We start from the raw sequence: 19,168 nt of genomic DNA on the forward strand, positions 1-19,168 counted from the left end.
TACCGTTATCCTTATGCAAAAAACCTTGTTATTAGTTGATGGGTCTAGTTACCTTTACCGCGCATTTCACGCCATGCCCGATCTGCGCAATCCGCAAGGTGAGCCAACCGGTGCTATCTACGGCATGATCAATATGTTACGCCGATTACGCTACGATTATCCGGCAGCGTACATGGCCTGCGTGTTCGATGCCAAGGGTAAAACTTTCCGCGACGATCTGTACGCCGACTACAAAGCCCAGCGCGCACCGATGCCCGATGACTTGCGTCTACAAATCGAACCCATTCACGAAGCCGTCCGCGCCATGGGCTGGCCGATCCTGATGGTCGAGGGCGTCGAAGCGGACGACGTGATCGGCACGTTAGCGGTCGAAGCTACCTCACGTGGCATGAATACCATTGTCTCTACCGGCGACAAAGATCTGGCGCAACTGGTCAATGCCAATGTCACCCTGATTAATACCATGAGCAACGAGAAGCTCGACGAAGCCGGTGTCCTCGCCAAATTCGGCGTACCGCCAAACCGCATCATCGACTATCTCACGCTGATCGGCGACACCGTCGATAACGTACCCGGCGTTACCAAGTGCGGGCCAAAAACCGCCGTCAAATGGCTAAGCGAGTTCGACAGTCTCGACGGCGTCATCGCCAATGCAGACAAAATCAAAGGCGTGGTCGGCGACAACCTGCGTCAGGCATTAGACTGGTTGCCACAAGGTCGCGTCTTGATCACGGTCAAAACCGATTGCGATTTATCCGGGCATCATGTCTCCATCGACCAGTCGCTGATCGCCAAAGAAGAAAGCAAAGAAGCCATGCTGGCGTTCTTCACCCGCTATGGCTTTAAGAGCTGGTTGCGCGAATTGTCCGGTGATCCTACGGCTGGTGCAACGCCGCTGCCCACTGCCAGCGCCAGCCAAAAACAAGCGTCACCACAAGGCGGCCTGTTTGACGCCAATAGCAACGATGGCGACGCTAACGACAATGCCACCAGCGATACCGCGTCTGGTACGACACCAGGCGCACCGACCACCACCGATGCTGCCAATTACGAAACCATACTGACCGAAGACGCACTCAATCGCTGGATCAATACCATTAATCAAGCCGCTCTCACCTGCATCGATACAGAAACAACGTCGCTGGAACCGATGAACGCACAAATGGTCGGCATCTCGCTTAGCTGCTCCGCGGGTTCCGGTGCCTACATTCCGCTCGAGCATACCTATCCGGGTGCGCCCGAACAGCTCGGCCGCGACTTCGTGTTAGGGAAACTCAAATCCTGGTTAGAAGATGACAGTAAAGCTAAAGTCGGACAAAACCTCAAATACGACAGCCACATTTTCGCCAATCACAAAGTACATTTGCGCGGCATTGCACATGACACCTTGTTGCAGTCCTACGTCTTTGAATCGCATAAATCGCACGACATGGACAGCCTGGCGTTACGCCATCTCGGCAAAAAAACGATCAGCTTTGAAGAAGTCTGCGGCAAAGGTGCATCGCAAATTTGTTTCGATCAAGTCGATCTCGACCGCGCCACCCATTACGCGGCAGAAGACGCCGACATTACCTTGCAACTGCATCAGGCGATGTGGCCAGAGATCGCACATGATGCCAAGCTGTTGCGGGTCTATCACGACATCGAATTGCCGACCTCGATTGTGCTGCAAAAAATTGAGCGCAACGGTGTCCGCATCGATCCAGACAAACTCAATGCGCAATCCCATGAAATCGGCCTGCGCCTGCTAGAGCTGGAGCAAAAAGCCTACGAACTCGCAGAGCAACCATTCAACCTGAATTCACCCAAGCAACTCGGTGAAATTTTCTTCGTCAAGCTCGGCCTGCCGGTCGTCAAAAAAACACCTTCCGGCGCACCATCGACCGATGAAGAAGTATTGCAAAAACTCGCCGAAGATTACCCGCTGCCCAAAGTGTTGCTCGAATATCGCGGCCTCGCCAAACTCAAGTCGACCTACACCGACAAGCTGCCCAAGATGGTCAATGCCAGTACAGGCCGGGTTCACACCAACTATGCACAGGCAGTCGCCGTCACCGGTCGCCTGGCATCGAATGACCCCAACCTGCAAAACATCCCCGTACGCAACGCCGAAGGTCGCCGCATCCGCGAAGCCTTCGTCGCACCGGCCGGCAGCCACATCGTCTCTGCCGATTATTCGCAAATTGAGCTACGCATCATGGCGCATATCTCCGGCGACGCCAGCCTGCTCAAAGCCTTTGCCGATGGCGAAGACGTCCACCGCGCCACCGCGTCCGAAATTTTTGGCGTCACGCTGCCAGAAGTCACCAGCGAACAACGCCGCTACGCCAAAGTCATCAACTTCGGCCTGATCTATGGCATGAGCGCATTCGGCCTCGCAGGTAACCTCGGCATCGAGCGCAGCGCCGCCCAAAGCTATATCGACAAATATTTTCAGCGCTACCCCGGCGTCGCACAATACATGGCCGACACCCGCATTCAGGCCAAAGCCCAGGGCTATGTAGAAACCGTCTTCGGCCGCCGTCTCTGGCTGGCAGAAATCAACAGCCCCAACGGCCCCCGCCGCCAGGGCGCAGAACGCGCAGCGATCAACGCCCCAATGCAAGGCACCGCCGCCGACCTGATTAAACTAGCGATGATCGCCGTACAAGGCTGGCTCGAAACTGACAAGCTCCACTCCAAAATGATTATGCAAGTCCATGATGAGCTCGTGCTCGAAGTACCGGATGCAGAGCTGGAATTGGTCAAACGCAAATTGCCAGAATTGATGGCCAATGTGGCAGAGTTAAATGTGCCGTTATTAGCGGAAGTCGGCGTAGGAAATAACTGGGAAGAAGCGCATTAAGCTTGATTGAATATCAAAACCGATCCCGCAATGCTGGTGCGGCTCTTGGCGGCATTTCAGGCTAAGAGCCGCATGGGGATTGCGGGTTTTGGTTTTAAACACATAATTTCTCACGATTAAAACTTGGTGAGTTTGTGGAATGAGTCATGCGCCCCCATGATGTGAATCAACGTCAATCGGTGCGCATGTTGCACCTTAAGAACTAACGGCATTTTCACCTAAGAGGACCTATACGTACAGAATAAAGTGTAAATTTAGACCAATTCTATTTTGACGAAAACCCATGGATTCGTACACATCTAAAAATAGTAACAATTGCTATTTGAGCTGCGATAACATTGATGACGCTATTCGCTCATTAGCCACATTCTACAAAGTAAAAGAAGAATTAATCATCGAGGTTTACCAACAAAATTGGCCGGATTTTCTTGGCCCTGGGATACTCAACAGCGAATTTACTCACGAGCACTTTAACTGGCTAATGCATAAGCATGTTGGAGCAAAAAATGAAATGTGCTGTGTTTTTCCTGCAGCTTATTATCATCGCAGTCTTTATGACGGCAAACCAAGTTGGTTTGACAACGGACTACTAAACTCGCTTGATGGCTCACAAGCTTTTTTGGATAAGCTATACCCTCATATTTCAAATAAAAAAAATTTTGACTTTATTGCAGAAAGGACTCGTGAAAACATATTAACTAGAACTTGCAATGAGGGATTTAATGGTGGGGGGCCACACGCATTTGACCGATTTGATGATGCTAGAAATGCTCAAATTAGTGGTTTAGATTACTCTGTTCCAGAGTTCTTTTTACACAGGACAGGTAAATGCGAAATTACAAATGAATTTATTAACATTTGCAAAAAACATTTGATCCCAGTAGTTGTAAAATTTGTTGGGAAACCCTCGAATGCCGAAAATTACATCAGTAATTTATGGCATTATTTATATAGTAGGCGATTTCAAATTCCTCTTGAACCTCTAGTTTATACATTTGTTGGGCGCAATGAATCGATTAAATCAGGTCAAATTCTAGAGCTTCTAAATTTATGAATTTCGATGCCGCATTTGTCCAACAAACGGAGATACAGCAAGTGTAGCCTGCGTACCGTTGGCGCAGAAAATGCCCAATCGTCGTAACGAACAAAGCTTCAATTCGTAGGGTGCGCCATGCGCACCGATGATGCAACAAGATGACAATCATCTGCACAAGAACGAACGGTGCGCATGGCGCACCCTACGGCCTGAGAGCTAGGAACCATCGTGTAATAACGTTACTTAATAACAAAAAGCGAGCAGTATTCGCTGAAAAAATTGTTGAACATAGTCTTATTCAATGGAACTTTTTTCTCATTATTCAATTCAATTTCAAACCCTAAAATGACAACAGACATCCAATTAAGCGGCCCGTTCAAAGCCACTGACTCCAGCGGCGCTAGCCACGACGTCAAAGCGATACGGATTTTTGATGAAGGCTACGGCATCATTGATGTCTACATCGACTTTGCTGCACCGATCGAAAATGGCTTGTATAACGACAAAGTGCTGCTCAGTCAGATCATGGCGAAGTTGCGTGAACTCGGTTATATCGGGCCTGACTTTGGGCATAGCGATCTGGGTCTGCAAGAGAGAAAACTGATCGTGCTGGAGGCACCGGAAGAATTCTGCGCGTTCGCTGCGCGTCATGGCTGGAAAAATCTTGCAGAAGAATTTGACGACGAAGAGTAATCCAAGGATATATGGTTAAGATGAAATCCAGATTTCCCATTAGTCCGTTATCACTTCAGAACAACGGAAATGATAGCTGGTATCCGAAGGAACAGCTCGATTGTGAACTGGGCGCACACCAGCGGTCTGCTGACCGGTGTTATGTGGGCTATCTGGATAAACGGCAGGCATGACGCACTGACTGGATGATGCATTACATCGACGCAATTTATCCTAGAATATAGTGCGTCAGCTTGATTGAATTCATTGAGATAACACAAACTCAGGTCATCGTTATGAAAACTATTCCATTACGTCTCCTCTTATCGGCAAGCTTGCTGCTGACAACTTTGAGCTACGCATCGGACAAAGAGCCCGGTGCCTTGCTTAAAATCGGTGAGTGGCGTCAGGATGTTGGTAGTTACGGTGTGCCGAAACAATTTGAACATCTGGTGCCCGCGAAATGGCCAAGGGATCAATGGTATAGCCTGCTCATCGAAGAAAATATCTTACATATCGAGGCGCAATCTCCATCTGACAAAAATCCGGAATGGCTGAATAAAATCGTTCGCCAGATACCGGAAGAAAACACCCCTCCGGCAAGTTCATCCGCTGAATTTACACAGCAGGAAAGTGACGGCATCTTGCATCTGCGCGTGCCCGGATCACCGATCAAAGCGGGTGAGCATCCTCTGTATGTGTTTAAAAATGGCGGACATATTCTCAACCCCGAACTCGATTATCAATACCGCTTAAAATTCAACGGGGTGCCGTTTGGCATGCGGATTCAAAATGGACTGAAGGGAAAAAACGGTGCGCCCTACGGTGAAGGTGCAACGTACTTTATTGAGTACGATGGCAAGCAGTTTGAGTATGCGCTTGGCTATTATGGCTGGGCCTCACGCATCGTCGGGATTACGGATATGGACGGCGATGGCTTCCCGGATTTCATTATCGAAATTGACGGCTCAAACAGCACCGCTGTGATTATTCTGATGTCATCCACAGCAAAGCCTGGTAAGAATGCGCCTACGGCGAGCTTGCATTCCTGGGGCTGCTGAGGGACTGTGAAGAGACTGTAAAAGCGTTGTGGCTTACAAGGCTCTGCTGGCGCTTCACCAGCGCAATATCTGGCTGATCAGGTGATAAAAATCCGCGCTGCTGCGGCGCGGATTTGATCAGAGCAGATATACATCAGTGAATTGAATTCACAAAACTCTGTAGCTTGTCATTAAAGATGGCAGGTTGATCGAGCATGACAAAATGCCTGGCATTACTTATTGAGATTATCTGCAAGTTCTTGGCTTCCGATAACAGCGATGCGTAATAAGCCGTTTTTTGATCCTCTGACATTGGAATCGATGCAAAGTCTTTTTCGTAATACGGCGATACAAGAGCTAAGGGAACAGTGATCGAAGGCAGATCTTTGCGTATATCTGTTGCAAATAATTCGGTCACGTAGTCAACAAATGCGGTACGGTCACTGGTCGCACTGCGGGCAGCCAGTTTTTTTGCAAGCTCCTGATCGATGACGCCCATCACTTGCATATATTTCAGTTGCTGATCGGCGAAAACCTCTTGAGTGACGCCGGACATTTGCGTTTTCATTCCCTGGCTCATGGCTTGTCTTTGTTCCGCAGTCAGATTTTCGGATCGTGGCATTACAGGCAGGCCGTCAACAGCAAAAACACCGCTAATCAGATTTGAATTCTCTTCCGCAAACCAAATCGATAAAGCCGCGCCTAAACTATGACCAATCAATACGGGTTTTTGGATATTCTTTGTTCGTATTAACTCAGCCAGTGATTCTTTGGCTTTGAGCAGTTTGGCACCGGGCATAGCGGGCTTTCCATTAAAGCCTGCGAGAGTAATCACATAAATACTGTGCTTATTTTGTAGCGCCTTGACTGTGTCGTCCCAGATGTAAGCACCGCTGGATAAGCCGGGGATCAGAATAACAGGCGCTCCTTGTGCCTTTGGGTTGAGATACTGTTCGACGTACATACTGCCAACCTGATATTCAGCAGGAGTAACGGGTGCCGACATTTCCTTAGCAACAGCGGACGTGTGAGTAGTCGCATCAGCAGATACGTCGGCCGCTTTACTGCTGCCGGATGAGATCGCCGCAACGATGGCGACAATGATCGCGAAATAGGATATTTTATTTTGGCAAAAAGATGGGACGCTCATGGTAATTCCTCTATCAATGATTGGCAGTTTATTAGACGTTGTTGATGAACTGAATTTCTAAAATCAGCTGAGTTCATCTCGGAGTACATTCTTTATCGGCTTATCGGATTATCTGGTTCAATCGACGAAGAAAATTTTTTCAATCGGTAATCCAAATAATTTACTGATCGTAAAAGCCAGTGGCAAGCTAGGGTCGTAACGACCGGTTTCAATCGCGTTCACCGTCTGCCGCGACACGTCTAGCAAATCAGCGAGCGCAGCCTGACTTAAGTCTCTCTGTGTTCGTAATTCTTTGACGATGTTTTTCATTTTTCACGCTCCAGAATTTTGCGAATACCGATAATCAGGCACCAGCACCCCATAAAAATGCCGTAGGTGACAAATCCGCTCAAGCGAGGAAAACCTATCCCCTCCAAGAACCCGTAACTGAAGCTAAAAAACGCGGTGATTGCACCGGAAATCGCCACCACCTCTAGCAACCAGACGCGGACATAATCGTCCATGCGCTTGAAATTACGTACGATCGCCCAGAGTGCCCCAAATGCTGGAATCACTGGCGTCATGACGATCAACGTGCGGAGCACACTGTCCGCCATCGGTTTTGCATAACTGATTGAAACGAGCAAAACAATCACGTACAGCACGACGGACAGACCTAATTCATTGCGGTATTTCCTTGCTATTTCTCTGTCTCTTTTTGAATATGCTGCCTCATTCATATGGATCTCCTTAAACAAAATGTAAAGCCTACTTGACACTAATGCCGTTAAAAAAAGCAGGGTGAATGCTCACCTTGCTGACTTTGTTTTTTACTGCGTTTTTACCAAATTTTTTACTACGCTGATGACTAGATTTTCATTCGCTTGCTCATATTTTTGTCGATCTGCATTCTACTGTTTTAAGTCAAGGAAGCTTGACATGATTCTGCAAAAAATAAGCAGCGATTCACACTATTTTTTCGCTGCTCAGCTTTTTTACCTCGATTACGATGTAAAGCATGTTTTACATATTAGGTCTCAATAAACCAGATGTCAAGCATGCTTTACAAATTATTTGAGTGGTCTGTGTTTTTTCCCAATTGGAGTCAGCTCGTATTACCTGTGCGCTATGGCAAACTCCTGATAACCCTAAGTGCCGCGCGATCCTGGCGACACCAGATATGGGGCCATTACCTCCGCGATCCAGTTCATCAGGCGCTGTGTGCGTTTGGGCAGGTGCCGCCGGTTGGCGTATAACAAAGAGACAGGCATGGCTTGTGCGGTGTAAGCGGGCAAAATCTCGACCAGCCTGCCCGCGGCAATCAGCTCGCGCTGCATGCCGATCACTGGCACCTGGATAATGCCAAAGCCCGCCAGGCATGCGGCCTGATAGGCATCGCTGTTATTCACCGTGATACTGCCAGTCATCTTCAGGGTTTTATTTTGTCCATTGTCGACATATTCAAATCCCACCGGCTTCCCGCCAAAGTTGGCGGTGTAATGAATCAGGCGATGCTGGCGCAAGTCGTCCAGCGACTGCGGTGTGCCAAAGCGTGCAAGATAATCAGGGCTGACGCAATTAATTTGCCGCAATTCGCCTAACTGCCTGGCGATCAGTGCGCTCTCGCCCAGACTGCTGAGCGCACCGATACGCATCACGCAATCAAAGCCCTCTCTGACCAGATCGACGCGGCGATCGGTGCTGCTGATTTCAACTTCCAGCTTAGGCAAGCCCTGTAAAAATTCCGGCAAACGGGGAATCAGAATATAGCGCGCTACACCAATCGGCAGATCAATCCGCAAACGCCCGCTGATCTCGCCCTCACCTTGCTGAAACATCGTCTGCAACTCATCCATATCGGCGAGCATGTCTTTGCTGCGCTCATAGAACAAGACACCGTCCTGCGTCATCTGCACTGTGCGCGTAGTGCGGTTAAGCAGCCGCGTGCCGAGCAAGCTTTCTAACTGTTTGATGGCGGTGGAGATGCTGGCTTTGGGCAGACCGAGACTGTCTGCCGCCTGCGTAAAGCTGGCCAGCTCGGCGACCCGCACATAGATTTGCATGGCTTCCAGTTGATTCATGGCAAGACTCCGTCTGTCATTTATTGTTCGTTATTTACGAACAGTGCAATCATTTTCACTGCCTTTATACCACTTAAATCAAGTTATACACTGCCTCCACCCCAAACAGTTTGGGTAATACACACTCAATACACATTAACCAGGAGCAGCAAAATGACTCAAAAAATCGCAATCATTACCGGTGGTAGTCGTGGTCTGGGCAAGAACGCCGCACTGAAACTCGCGGCCCAAGGCGTCGATATCATTCTGACCTATCAAAGCAAGCAATCAGATGCACTGGCCGTCGTTGCCGAGATCGAAGCGCTGGGCCGTAAAGCGGTTGCACTGCAACTCGATGTTGGCAAGGTAAGCAGCTTCGACGAGTTCAGCAATCAGGTACACGCGGCATTGAACCAGACCTGGCAGCGTCAGCATTTTGATTTTTTGGTGAACAACGCGGGTATCGGTATTTATGCGACGTTTGCCGAGACCAGTGAAGCGCAGTTTGATCAGTTGGTGAATATTCAGTTCAAGGGCGTGTTTTTCCTGACGCAGGCCTTGCTACCACTGATCGCAGATCATGGTCGTATTTTGAATGTCTCAACTGGCCTGACCCGCTTTGCCTTGCCTGGCTATGTCGCCTATGCGTCAATGAAAGGCGCGATCGAAGTCCTGACAAAATATCTGGCGAAAGAACTCGGACCACGCGGCATCTCCGTGAATGTCATCGCCCCAGGTGCAATTGAGACGGACTTTGGCGGCGGCGCTGTCAGAGACAACCAGCAACTGAATCAATTTATCGCGGGCCAGACAGCATTAGGGCGCGTCGGTTTGCCGGATGATATCGGCGGAGTGATCGCATCCTTGTTGTCGGATGGCAGCGGCTGGATCAACGCACAACGCGTCGAAGCATCCGGCGGAATGTTCTTGTGATGGGGTAAGACTGATGTCGAAATGCGGTAATGCGGTAATGCGGTAATGCGGTAATGCGGTAATGCGGTAATGCGGTAATGCGGTAATTAGTAGATCATTTTTTAAAACGAATCCGCAAGCAAGATGCGCCTTCTGGCCTGAAATGCCTTTGAAAGCCGCATGCAGCTTGCGGATTCTATTTTAAGAACTTCTAACAACCTTGAATCGATATTCGATGGGACCACTGACATCTGCTAATCCTATCCTGCGACTCCTGCCTTTTCCTTGTGTCTCAGTGCCTCTGTGGTAAGAGGTCTTAGGTTTTTGCGTCACTTATATCGATGTAATTTTCTAATTTGGCTGTTTTTAGAAGCGCCCTTTTAGTAATAACATTTGGTAACGACAAAAAACCGGAAATCGATTGCATCACGTCGTTAAAAATCTGGCCATAGCGACGCAATTCCAAGTCGAAGCAGTCCACTCAAATCAACTCAATACTTCACCAAGCTGCGATAAGTCAGCTTGGCATTCCCCTCGGCTGGCACAGTGATTTTCCATACTGCCGTGTTGCTGGCACTTTTGGTGAACGGATGACTGCTGTTCAGCACTTGCCAATCTCCTGGCATGGGTTCTTGCACAGTCACGACAACGGCTTCTTTTTTGGCATTTTTCAATACCAGCTCATAAGCGCTTTCAAATACATAGTTGTACTTGCCGGAGCCTGCCAGTTTTTTGAAGTCAGTCTGTTTTTTATCCGCGGTCACGTCAAAAGCATCACCCAGTTTAAGGCGGACTTTTTCATTTTTCGGTGTGTGATCGATACTGTCTTCACCAATGAACTGCGCGTTGCCTTTTCCATCTTTTTTGTAGACGCGCACGACACCTTTGGGCAAAGGCATACCCAATTGAGATGCCTCTTTATTGTCGAATTCGACAAAGACACCTATCTTCATTTTTTGACCAAGATCACCGTAACTGCTCTGGTAATAATAGTCATTGCCAGTCAATAGAAGTTCTTTGCGTGCCGGGACGCCTGCTGACGTCAGCAACGCCACCTGCTTGGTCTGATTTTCTGCAATCGTGGTTGGTCTGTCGAGTGTGTATAAATGATATTCAAACAAAGACTCTTCGGCCATAGCCGCCTTTGCCATCATCGGTTGCAGGCTATCCATTCTTTTTATAGAACTGCCAGTAATCTCAACTCTTTGCGTGACCTGATGCACGTCACCAGCCACCAGTTGCAGCTTGGCATTACGATATGTCGCTCCGCTGGTATTACCCAGTGTGACCCAGCCAGAAATATCGAGTTTATCGTCAGTGGCATTCAATTCGACAACATAGTCAGCCTTCCATGACAAACCGCCCGTCAGGTAACTGAGTTCGACATCTTGTTGCTGCGCGCCATTGTTATCTAGTACCATCACAAGGGTAGGGCGATCACGTAAATTTGCAGGAACATCCGGGTAAATAATGCGGCCAGGCAAACCAGTTTCTATGCGGTCGCCTATCTTTAATACTACGCCGCTATTGGCGGACAATACTTGTGCCGACTCGGTCGTCTCCGCTCCGGTTGCGGTGTTGGTGCGAATGATGCTGACGTTACGGCCCACATATTTTTCCAACAGTTTTTGTGGTGTCAGCAAATCAAAATTAAAATTCTGTTCAACGACAGACAAACTACCCGGTGCTGTCATGCTCCGTAACAAAGCCGTCTCTGGCCGCATTCTGGCGCTGACATCGCGAAAAGCAAGCGCCGATGCACCGCGCTTCAATTGCAACTTCCGCTGATCTTTTATCAGCGCGAGGTTCTCGTTATAAATCGTCACAGCAACTTCCTGCTGATCACTCAAGGTGCTGCGCTGCTCATCGTTTTGCACAGCTTGCGCATAAGCACCTCCGGCAATGGAGAGTAGTAATAAACTGGCTGAAATAGATCTGCGCATGAGAAGCCTCTCTTGGTAACTAGGATGAATGAGGGAACGATCAAAACAACGTGGCGTAGTGAGATGATGCAACATCACGTTATTACAAGATAGAAAATTAGAAGCAGAATATTGAGCAAAGTTCACATATGCCGGACTCCTTGTTGTAAGCATTTATGACCGAAGTCGGAAATCGGCTAATGCAGGTCGTCCTGACAAACTCAAACTTGCTGACGCGGCAGGACTCTGGCTGATCACCTTGCCGCGCCGTATCACGAAGCGGCGCGCCGCGCGCAGGCGGATGGCTTCGATGGTGCTGCCTGCATCGAGAATCACGAGGTCGGCGTTGGCGCCTGCGTAGATACCGTAATTATCCAGGCCCAGAATTTGTGCCGGCATCTCCGTCACCGCTGCGTAGCATTGCTGCATTGCCTGCTGTCCAGTCATTTGTGCGACATGCAGCCCCATGTGGGCGACTTCCAGCATGTCTCCTGATCCCAGGCTGTACCAGGGATCCATCGTACAATCCTGACCAAAAGCAACGGTGATCCCCGATGCCAACATCTCAGCCACACGGGTCATGCCACGGCGCTTAGGGTAGCTGTCGTGACGGCCTTGTAATGTGATATTGATGAGCGGATTGGCGATTGCAGATACACCGGCTTCGCGGATCAGCGGCAATAATTTACTGACATAGTAGTTGTCCATTGAATGCATGGATGTCAGATGCGAGCCAGTGACCCTGCCCTGCATGCCCAGTCGCTGGGTGTGAAAGGCGAGTGTCTCGATATGGCGCGACATGGGATCATCGGATTCGTCACAGTGCATATCGACACGATAGCCCTTTTGCGCGGCGAACTCACATAACAACCTGACCGATTCTGCGCCGTCCGCCATGGTGCGCTCGAAGTGCGGAATTCCTCCGACCACATCAACACCCATCGCCATAGCGCGCTGTAAATTACCGAATGCCGTTGCACTACGAAAAATACCATCTTGTGGAAAAGCGACCAATTGCAGATCAATATACGGTGCCACACGTTTTTTTACTTCTAGCAAAGCCTCGACTGCCAGTAAGCGATCATCACAAATATCGACATGTGAACGGATCGCGAGCAAGCCGCGACCCACCGCCCAATCGCAATACTGCATCGCCCGCTCAACCAAGGCATCTTGTGTGAGTAAAGGCTTGAGTTCTCCCCACAGAGCAATGCCTTCCAGCAAAGTGCCTGACTGATTAACGCGCGGCTGCCCGTAACTCAGCGTTGCATCCATATGAAAATGTGCATCAACAAAGGGAGGAGAGACCAGGTCACCGGCAGCATCAATCTCTTGGCTGGCTTGCATAGGAAGCGCGTGATCGACAGCAATAATGCGTCCGCCCTGTACAGCGATATCAATATCGCGGCGACCATCTGGCAAACTGGCATGTCGTATGATCAGATCCATGGATGTTCCTGTGATGTAAAGTGAAAATGTGAATAAAGATAAAGACGATGCTGCATGCAGTAATTAATGCACCATGCTAATCGCAGGATGTAAGAGATTCATTTTTTCTTCCAGACCCATACCAACAAAAAAAGAGCAGAGCGCAATCCATTCTGCACACTGCTCTATTACGACACCTCAGCAAAATAAGCGATAGTCATTTTTTGTTTACATTGCTTACATCGCTCACTTCGCCGTATCACTGAACTAATCACTATACGAATCAGTGCACGACTGTATTACTTACTTCTCAGGATACATCACGAGTTGCACATAATTGTTCGTATTAAAGTAGAGCTTGGCTGCTTCTTTTACATCATAGACGGTGACGTCATCGAGTCGTTTTTCGTAACTCAGCATCTCCGCCATGTCGGTTCCGTATAACACTGAGTCTTGCAAATTGCCCAACCAGTATCCATTAGTGCGCATCTGGGTCTGACGCTCTTTAAGCCAGTTCTGTTTAACCTTATTGAGATCGGATGGCAATGGTCCTTCTATTTTCATTTTTTCAATCTCGGCAAACATCGCCGCGATCACTTTATCTACGTTGTCAGGGCCGCATGGCAGCATGACACCGATGCGATAAGTTTGCGTCGGTGTACGACTAAGGCCGCCACTCATACTGCCACCATAAATCAAGGCCATTTTTTCGCGCAGAATATCGGTAATACGCAGATTCATGACTTCAATCATTGCGTGGAAACGTAAATTTTCTTCTTTAGAATAACGAGCATCGCCGTTAAACGTAATAGAAACCCGGCTCTTTTGCTCGCTGCCGACTCTCACCTCTTTTTTGATGACGCCTGATACTGCATGCAATCCCAGATCCTTGTATTTAATCGCGAGCTCAGGAGTCGGCAAATTTGCCAGATAGCTAGTAATCAGCGGTTTCATTTTATCGGTATCGAAGCTGCCAACGATGATAAAGGTTAATCCTTTTGCGCTGCTAAATCGTTCATTAAAAATCGCCATTGACCTGTCGAGATCGATTTTACTAAAGTCCTCTGGCTTTGCTGTACGCACCAGACGAGGATGGTCGTTAAAGAGAGTCGAGATCAGCGCGTCATTAAATATCGATTCAGGATTGGCCATGGTATTTTTTGTGGCGTCCTGACTTTTACTGACGAATGCTTTAAATAATTCCTCATCTTTACGGGGACTTGTCATTCTTAAATACAGTAACTGGAATAAGGCTTCTACATCGGCGGTGCCCGCATTACCGCTAAAGCTCTCGGTATAAAAACCGCTGCTGGTCTGCAAATTGGCTGATTTTCCTGCCAGCACCTTAGGAACATCCGTCGGTGAAAACGTCTTTAATCCCATATTCCATACAACCGCATTAGCGTAGCGGGCATTGTAATTATCCTTGTCACCATACAGAGACTGACCTCCGAAACGGGTGGCACTGATCAGGACCTGATCGTTTTTAAAATCGGTGGTCTTGAGAATCACCTTTACGCCATTTGATAATTCAAGCTCAAGAAGATCGAGTTCTTTATTTATTTTTTCTGAGACGATGCTACCCGGTTTTACAGGACGCTCCATCAGACTAGCTGCGACCTTTTTTTGTTCGTTCATCACGACGGGCATTTTTTCTGCGGCATTGACCAGTTGCAGTAATGTGCTCTCTGTTGGCGCAGGTACTTCTGTCTTATCCGAGCCCATGTACACCACTAATTTTTGTGTTGCGACGGGAATAGAACGGCGCACATAATCGTTCATCTCAGCCAGATTAATTCCGGGTAAAAGTTCATTGAAATAAGCGAATTCATTGACGATGCCGGGGATGGTTTCCTGCATCAGGAAATGACGAATATATTCAGAAGCATAGGTAACGGAATTGGTTTTATCACGCTCGTTATAGGCACTTTCTACATTGCGTAACTGCATTTTTTTTGCGCGTTCCAGCTCCTCCGTACTAAAACCATATTGACGCGCCTTTTCATTTTCTTGAACCACTGCACGGATCGCCGGCTCAACCCCACCGCGTCCCAGCACGGCGTAGGAAGAATATGACTCATAGCCGCGGACGATCATGCCCAGTGAGTTCGACGCCCCCAAAAACGGCGGCGTTGCCTGCAGTGTCAATTCTTGCAAACGCTGCGCCATCATATTAGCGACAAGTCTTTTTATCATGTTCTGACGATAATCCGCCATGGTCTTTTCCTGAGCGGATGTGCGGACAGGGTAGCGAATCAGTACGACATTATTGGTCGCCTCTTTATCCGTGACCACCAGGCTTTTTGATTCTGGACGATCGGGAATTCTGGCATAGTCGCGGACACGCTCTTTCGCCGGATTTTGTAAGCCTGAAAAATGTGCGACGATCATTTTTTCAGCCTGAACAGGATCAACATCACCGATCACAACAACTGCCATTAAATCAGGACGATACCAGTCAGCATAGAACCGTCTGATGGCCTCATATTTAAAATTTTTGATGATGTCTTCTTTACCAATCGGCAAACGCTCAGCATATTTTGACCCGTTAAATACCTCCGGCAATATAAGTTTATTCATGCGATCAGTCGCGCCTTTGCCAAGACGTGCTTCTTCCAGAATAATGTCGCGCTCTTTGTCGATATCAGCGTCATTCATCGAGACACCTTGCGCCCAGTCCTCCAGGACCAGGAATCCCGTTTCTAAATTATCTTTTTTATCTGTCGGGATCGGCAAGATATATACCGTCTCGTCAAAACCGGTATAGGCATTCAGATCCGCACCAAATTTCACACCAATGGACTGCAAATAAGAAATCAGTTCATGTTTTTTAAAATGGCGAGAACCATTAAACGCCATGTGCTCGGTGAAGTGGGCAAGACCTTGCTGATCGTCGTCTTCTAAAATAGAACCAGCTTTGACAACAAGCCTGAGCTCGACACGCTGTTCGGGTTTGGTATTTTTTTGGATGTAGTAGGTCAAGCCGTTAGCGAGTTTACCGATTTTCACTTGCGGCCCGACAGGGACTGGGTCAGACAGAGTGATCGCCGCTTGTACGGACCAGCTTAGTGCAAGCAGAAACACGGAGGAAAATACGCGCTGCATCGTTGTTGTGATCATCATCTGCTCAAATCAAAAGAAAGAGTAGCAATAATACAATAACAATGCTTGTGAGATGCGTGCTTTAGTAGCAAGTAGAACAAACTAATTACTGTTTCCGACCAGGTTGACACTCGCATTAGCGGCTCGACAGTCAACCAGGATCAGGATTTGAATCTGCATACATAGCGAGCCTGAGTGCTGGAGCTAAGCACTCATTACTCATTACTCATTACTCTTCACGCAACAGGATTACGCGACGACTTTAGCCCGCTCCAGCATCGCCAGCAGCAGAACGTTACAACCCGCCTCAAGATGCTCTGACTTTGCGTCTTCAATTTCGTTGTGGCTGATCCCGTCTTTGCATGGGACAAAAATCATACCGGACGGTGCCAAACGCGCTGTATAAATCGCATCGTGCCCTGCTCCCGATACGACATCCATCGTCGAATAGCCGAGTTTGGCTGTAGCACTGCGTACCGCGTCAACACAGTGGGGATGGAATGGGCAGGGCGGATAGTAGGACACTCTTTCAATCACGATATTCAGGCCGCTGTCGCTCGCCGTCTTGTCGACAAATGCCAGGATTTCTTCATGCATGGTATTGAGCAAGACGTCATTAACGTTGCGTAAATCGATACTGAATTTGACTTCCCCGGGAATCACATTACGGCTATTCGGAAAAACCTGCACCATGCCGACTGTGCCACGTCCGTAAGGAGGATAACGATTACCGATATTGACTACTTCCTGCATGATTTTAGTGGCGATTTGCAGAGCGTCTTTACGCAGATGCATTGGCGTCGGTCCTGCATGTGCCTCCATGCCGGTAACGACGCAGTCATACCAGGACAAGCCCATTACAGCAGGAACAACACCGATCACTTTGTCGGCATCTTCGAGTACCGGGCCTTGTTCGATGTGGGTCTCAAAATACGCACCAATGGGATGATCACCGGGTGTCTGCTTACCTAGGTAACCAATCCGTTCAAGCTCATCTTTAACAGTCTTGCCATCGACATCCTTAGCCGCATACGCATGCTCTAGCGAAAACGCGCCGCAGAACACTCCGGAACCCATCATCACAGGAACGAAGCGCGAGCCCTCCTCATTAGTCCAGAATGCGACCTCAATCGGTGCTTCCGTTTTGATCTGATGATCATTCAGTGTACGCACCACTTCCAGCGCAGCTAGCACACCGTAATTGCCATCGAACTTGCCGCCGGTTGGCTGGGTGTCAATATGACTCCCAGAAACAATCGGTGGCAAGGTATTGTTCGTTCCATCGCGGCGCATAAATACGTTACCGATCTTGTCCACGGTAACCGACATGCCTGCCTGTCTGGCCCAGCCAGTCACCAGATCACGGCCTTGTTTGTCGAGGTCCGTCAGAGCGAGGCGCTTCACGCCGCCTTTAGTGGTGGCACCGATCTGCGCCAGTTCCATCAGCGAGTTCCACAGACGATCACCGTTAATTCTTACGCCATCCGTATTCATACTTATTCCTTTTCTTTACTCTGATTAGAGCTTAGTTTTGAAGCTTGTTTTTACGGCAGTACTTACTGTCTGAATACCAAGTATTAGCGCTGCACAGCAATCGGTGCAGCATGCTGCGCCATACGTCCGAGGGCATCAAACATCGGGGAGAACGCCGGCCTGTCCACATGTTGTCCCGCACCTTCTACCGCGAATAATTCACCTTGTTTAAATACCAGCTTGCCGCCGCTGACTGTATGGCTAGGAATGCCGCGCACGGTACGTCCTTCAAATACATTAAAGCCGCCTTTCGCAAATTGTGTCTTGGCCGAAATCGTCCTTGAACCCTGTGGATCCCAGACGACGATATCGGCATCAGCACCAACCGCAACCACGCCTTTACGCGGGTAGATATTAAAAATCTGCGCCGCATTGGTTGATGTCACCTTAACGAATTCAGAAGGTGTCAGTTTGCCGCTGTTGACGCCGGCATCCCAGATGACCGCCATGCGATCTTCTACACCGCCACAGCCATTCGGGATCTTGGTAAAGTCATTTTTACCTGCCGCTTTTTGGCTGTCGCAAAAGGTGCAATGATCAGTCGCTGTCGTATGCAAGTTGCCGCCTTGCAGCCCTTGCCACAATGCGGCCTGGTGTTCTTTGGACCGAAACGGCGGACTCATCACATGACCGGCAGCAAACTCAAAATCGGGGTGACGATAGACGCTATCGTCAATCGTCAGATGCCCGGCCAATACTTCACCAAATACGCGCTGGCCTTTACTGCGGGCACGGGTAATCGCTTCCAGTGATTCGATGCAAGACACATGGACGATGTAGATGGGCGTGTTCAGGACATTTGCAATGGCAATCGCGCGATTCGCCGCCTCGCCCTCGACCATAGGCGGACGTGATAGCGGATGCGCCTCGGGACCGGTGAACCCTTTTTTCAGTAACTCTTGCTGAAGTAAAAAAACCAGCTCGCCGTTTTCAGCATGTACTGTGGGCATTGCGCCTAACTCCAAAGCTCGCTTGAAGCTTTTTACCAGGACCTCATCATCGGCCATGATGGCGTTTTTGTAGGCCATAAAATGCTTGAAACTATTCACGCCGTAGTCACGTACCAGCGTTCCCATATCGGCATGCACGCTATCGTCCCACCATGTCACGGCTACATGAAAGCTATAGTCGCCGGCTGATTTTTTCGCCCAGCCGCGCCATGTCTGATAGGCCTCCATCAGCGATTGCTGTGGATTCGGGATCACAAAATCAATAATGGTTGTCGTGCCGCCGGCCAGACCAGCAGCAGTGCCGGTAAAGAAATCATCTGCCGTGACCGTGCCCATAAAAGGCAGATTCATATGCGTGTGCGGATCGATCCCGCCTGGCATGACATATTGTCCGCCAGCATCGACAACCCGAGCACCGGCAGGCGCACGTAAATTCTCGCCGATAGCGACGATTTTTCCATCAGCACACAAGACGTCTGCCTTGAATTCACGGTCTGCATTCACGACGGTACCGCCGCGTATTAATATGCTCATATTTG

The 19,168-nt window shown here is 49.0% G+C and carries 14 protein-coding genes; 5 read left to right on the forward strand and 9 right to left on the reverse strand.

Annotated elements, in window-relative coordinates; genetic code table 11:
• Window positions 1-13 precede the first annotated feature (13 nt).
• The 4 genes from polA to ACO0K4_RS05675 all read left to right on the forward strand — a co-directional run bounded on the left by polA (window position 14) and on the right by ACO0K4_RS05675 (window position 5,614).
• The gene (gene polA, locus ACO0K4_RS05660) at window positions 14-2,845 is read left to right on the forward strand and encodes a DNA polymerase I (protein WP_422955648.1); all 2,832 of its coding nucleotides are present in this window, start codon (window positions 14-16) and stop codon (window positions 2,843-2,845) included.
• 283 nt (window positions 2,846-3,128) lie between these two features.
• The gene (locus tag ACO0K4_RS05665) at window positions 3,129-3,899 is read left to right on the forward strand and encodes a hypothetical protein (RefSeq protein WP_422955649.1); all 771 of its coding nucleotides are present in this window, start codon (window positions 3,129-3,131) and stop codon (window positions 3,897-3,899) included.
• A 327-nt stretch (window positions 3,900-4,226) separates the two neighbouring features.
• Window positions 4,227-4,574 (forward strand): hypothetical protein, encoded by a 348-nt coding sequence (locus ACO0K4_RS05670; protein ID WP_422955650.1) that lies wholly within the window; start codon window positions 4,227-4,229, stop codon window positions 4,572-4,574.
• A 275-nt stretch (window positions 4,575-4,849) separates the two neighbouring features.
• Complete coding sequence (locus ACO0K4_RS05675; RefSeq protein ID WP_422955651.1) at window positions 4,850-5,614, forward strand: hypothetical protein; 765 nt, start codon at window positions 4,850-4,852, stop codon at window positions 5,612-5,614.
• A 133-nt stretch (window positions 5,615-5,747) separates the two neighbouring features.
• Here the strand turns inward: ACO0K4_RS05675 and ACO0K4_RS05680 are convergent, their stop codons facing one another.
• The 4 genes from ACO0K4_RS05680 to ACO0K4_RS05695 all read right to left on the reverse strand — a co-directional run bounded on the left by ACO0K4_RS05680 (window position 5,748) and on the right by ACO0K4_RS05695 (window position 8,803).
• On the reverse strand, window positions 5,748-6,743 hold the full coding sequence (locus ACO0K4_RS05680; RefSeq protein ID WP_422955652.1) for an alpha/beta fold hydrolase: 996 nt from the start codon (window positions 6,741-6,743) through the stop codon (window positions 5,748-5,750).
• 117 nt (window positions 6,744-6,860) lie between these two features.
• Window positions 6,861-7,052, reverse strand: a complete 192-nt coding sequence (locus ACO0K4_RS05685; protein ID WP_422955653.1) for a helix-turn-helix transcriptional regulator — start codon at window positions 7,050-7,052, stop codon at window positions 6,861-6,863.
• A complete protein-coding gene (locus tag ACO0K4_RS05690) occupies window positions 7,049-7,462 on the reverse strand; it encodes a hypothetical protein (RefSeq protein ID WP_422955654.1) in 414 nt (137 codons plus the stop codon). Before ACO0K4_RS05690 ends, ACO0K4_RS05685 begins: the two co-directional genes overlap by 4 nt.
• A gap of 408 nt (window positions 7,463-7,870) precedes the next feature.
• Window positions 7,871-8,803, reverse strand: coding sequence for a LysR family transcriptional regulator (locus ACO0K4_RS05695; protein ID WP_422955655.1), 933 nt, complete (start codon window positions 8,801-8,803; stop codon window positions 7,871-7,873).
• A 153-nt stretch (window positions 8,804-8,956) separates the two neighbouring features.
• On the opposite strand from ACO0K4_RS05695, the gene ACO0K4_RS05700 reads away from it, so the two are divergent.
• Window positions 8,957-9,715, forward strand: coding sequence for an SDR family NAD(P)-dependent oxidoreductase (locus tag ACO0K4_RS05700; protein ID WP_422955656.1), 759 nt, complete (start codon window positions 8,957-8,959; stop codon window positions 9,713-9,715).
• 470 nt (window positions 9,716-10,185) lie between these two features.
• Here the strand turns inward: ACO0K4_RS05700 and ACO0K4_RS05705 are convergent, their stop codons facing one another.
• From ACO0K4_RS05705 to hydA, 5 genes are all read right to left on the reverse strand, one after another.
• Complete coding sequence (locus ACO0K4_RS05705) at window positions 10,186-11,637, reverse strand: DUF4139 domain-containing protein (RefSeq protein WP_422955657.1); 1,452 nt, start codon at window positions 11,635-11,637, stop codon at window positions 10,186-10,188.
• Between the two features lie 153 nt (window positions 11,638-11,790).
• Window positions 11,791-13,065, reverse strand: a complete 1,275-nt coding sequence (locus ACO0K4_RS05710) for an amidohydrolase family protein (RefSeq protein WP_422955658.1) — start codon at window positions 13,063-13,065, stop codon at window positions 11,791-11,793.
• Window positions 13,066-13,347: 282 nt separating this feature from the next.
• Window positions 13,348-16,167 carry a M16 family metallopeptidase gene (locus ACO0K4_RS05715; RefSeq protein WP_422955659.1) on the reverse strand — a complete coding sequence of 940 codons (2,820 nt, stop codon included), beginning with the start codon at window positions 16,165-16,167 and terminating at the stop codon, window positions 13,348-13,350.
• 228 nt (window positions 16,168-16,395) lie between these two features.
• Window positions 16,396-17,640: a Zn-dependent hydrolase gene (locus ACO0K4_RS05720; RefSeq protein WP_422955660.1), complete on the reverse strand. Its 1,245-nt coding sequence runs from the start codon at window positions 17,638-17,640 to the stop codon at window positions 16,396-16,398.
• An 83-nt stretch (window positions 17,641-17,723) separates the two neighbouring features.
• Window positions 17,724-19,163: a dihydropyrimidinase gene (gene hydA / locus ACO0K4_RS05725; RefSeq protein ID WP_422955661.1), complete on the reverse strand. Its 1,440-nt coding sequence runs from the start codon at window positions 19,161-19,163 to the stop codon at window positions 17,724-17,726.
• Between the last annotated feature and the right edge of the window lie 5 nt (window positions 19,164-19,168).

This window comes from Undibacterium sp. RuTC16W, from assembly GCF_049339445.1.
GTDB lineage: Bacteria > Pseudomonadota > Gammaproteobacteria > Burkholderiales > Burkholderiaceae_D > Undibacterium.

Excerpts from the sequence above, each read along its gene's own strand:
- polA (WP_422955648.1), top strand. The coding sequence starts at position 14 with ATGCAAAAAACCTTGTTATTAGTTGATGGGTCTAGTTACCTTTACCGC.
- ACO0K4_RS05665 (WP_422955649.1), top strand. The coding sequence starts at position 3,129 with ATGGATTCGTACACATCTAAAAATAGTAACAATTGCTATTTGAGCTGC.
- ACO0K4_RS05670 (WP_422955650.1), top strand. The coding sequence starts at position 4,227 with ATGACAACAGACATCCAATTAAGCGGCCCGTTCAAAGCCACTGACTCC.
- ACO0K4_RS05675 (WP_422955651.1), top strand. The coding sequence starts at position 4,850 with ATGAAAACTATTCCATTACGTCTCCTCTTATCGGCAAGCTTGCTGCTG.
- ACO0K4_RS05680 (WP_422955652.1), bottom strand. The coding sequence starts at position 6,743 with ATGAGCGTCCCATCTTTTTGCCAAAATAAAATATCCTATTTCGCGATC.
- ACO0K4_RS05685 (WP_422955653.1), bottom strand. The coding sequence starts at position 7,052 with ATGAAAAACATCGTCAAAGAATTACGAACACAGAGAGACTTAAGTCAG.
- ACO0K4_RS05690 (WP_422955654.1), bottom strand. The coding sequence starts at position 7,462 with ATGAATGAGGCAGCATATTCAAAAAGAGACAGAGAAATAGCAAGGAAA.
- ACO0K4_RS05695 (WP_422955655.1), bottom strand. The coding sequence starts at position 8,803 with ATGAATCAACTGGAAGCCATGCAAATCTATGTGCGGGTCGCCGAGCTG.
- ACO0K4_RS05700 (WP_422955656.1), top strand. The coding sequence starts at position 8,957 with ATGACTCAAAAAATCGCAATCATTACCGGTGGTAGTCGTGGTCTGGGC.
- ACO0K4_RS05705 (WP_422955657.1), bottom strand. The coding sequence starts at position 11,637 with ATGCGCAGATCTATTTCAGCCAGTTTATTACTACTCTCCATTGCCGGA.
- ACO0K4_RS05710 (WP_422955658.1), bottom strand. The coding sequence starts at position 13,065 with ATGGATCTGATCATACGACATGCCAGTTTGCCAGATGGTCGCCGCGAT.
- ACO0K4_RS05715 (WP_422955659.1), bottom strand. The coding sequence starts at position 16,167 with ATGATGATCACAACAACGATGCAGCGCGTATTTTCCTCCGTGTTTCTG.
- ACO0K4_RS05720 (WP_422955660.1), bottom strand. The coding sequence starts at position 17,640 with ATGAATACGGATGGCGTAAGAATTAACGGTGATCGTCTGTGGAACTCG.
- hydA (WP_422955661.1), bottom strand. The coding sequence starts at position 19,163 with ATGAGCATATTAATACGCGGCGGTACCGTCGTGAATGCAGACCGTGAA.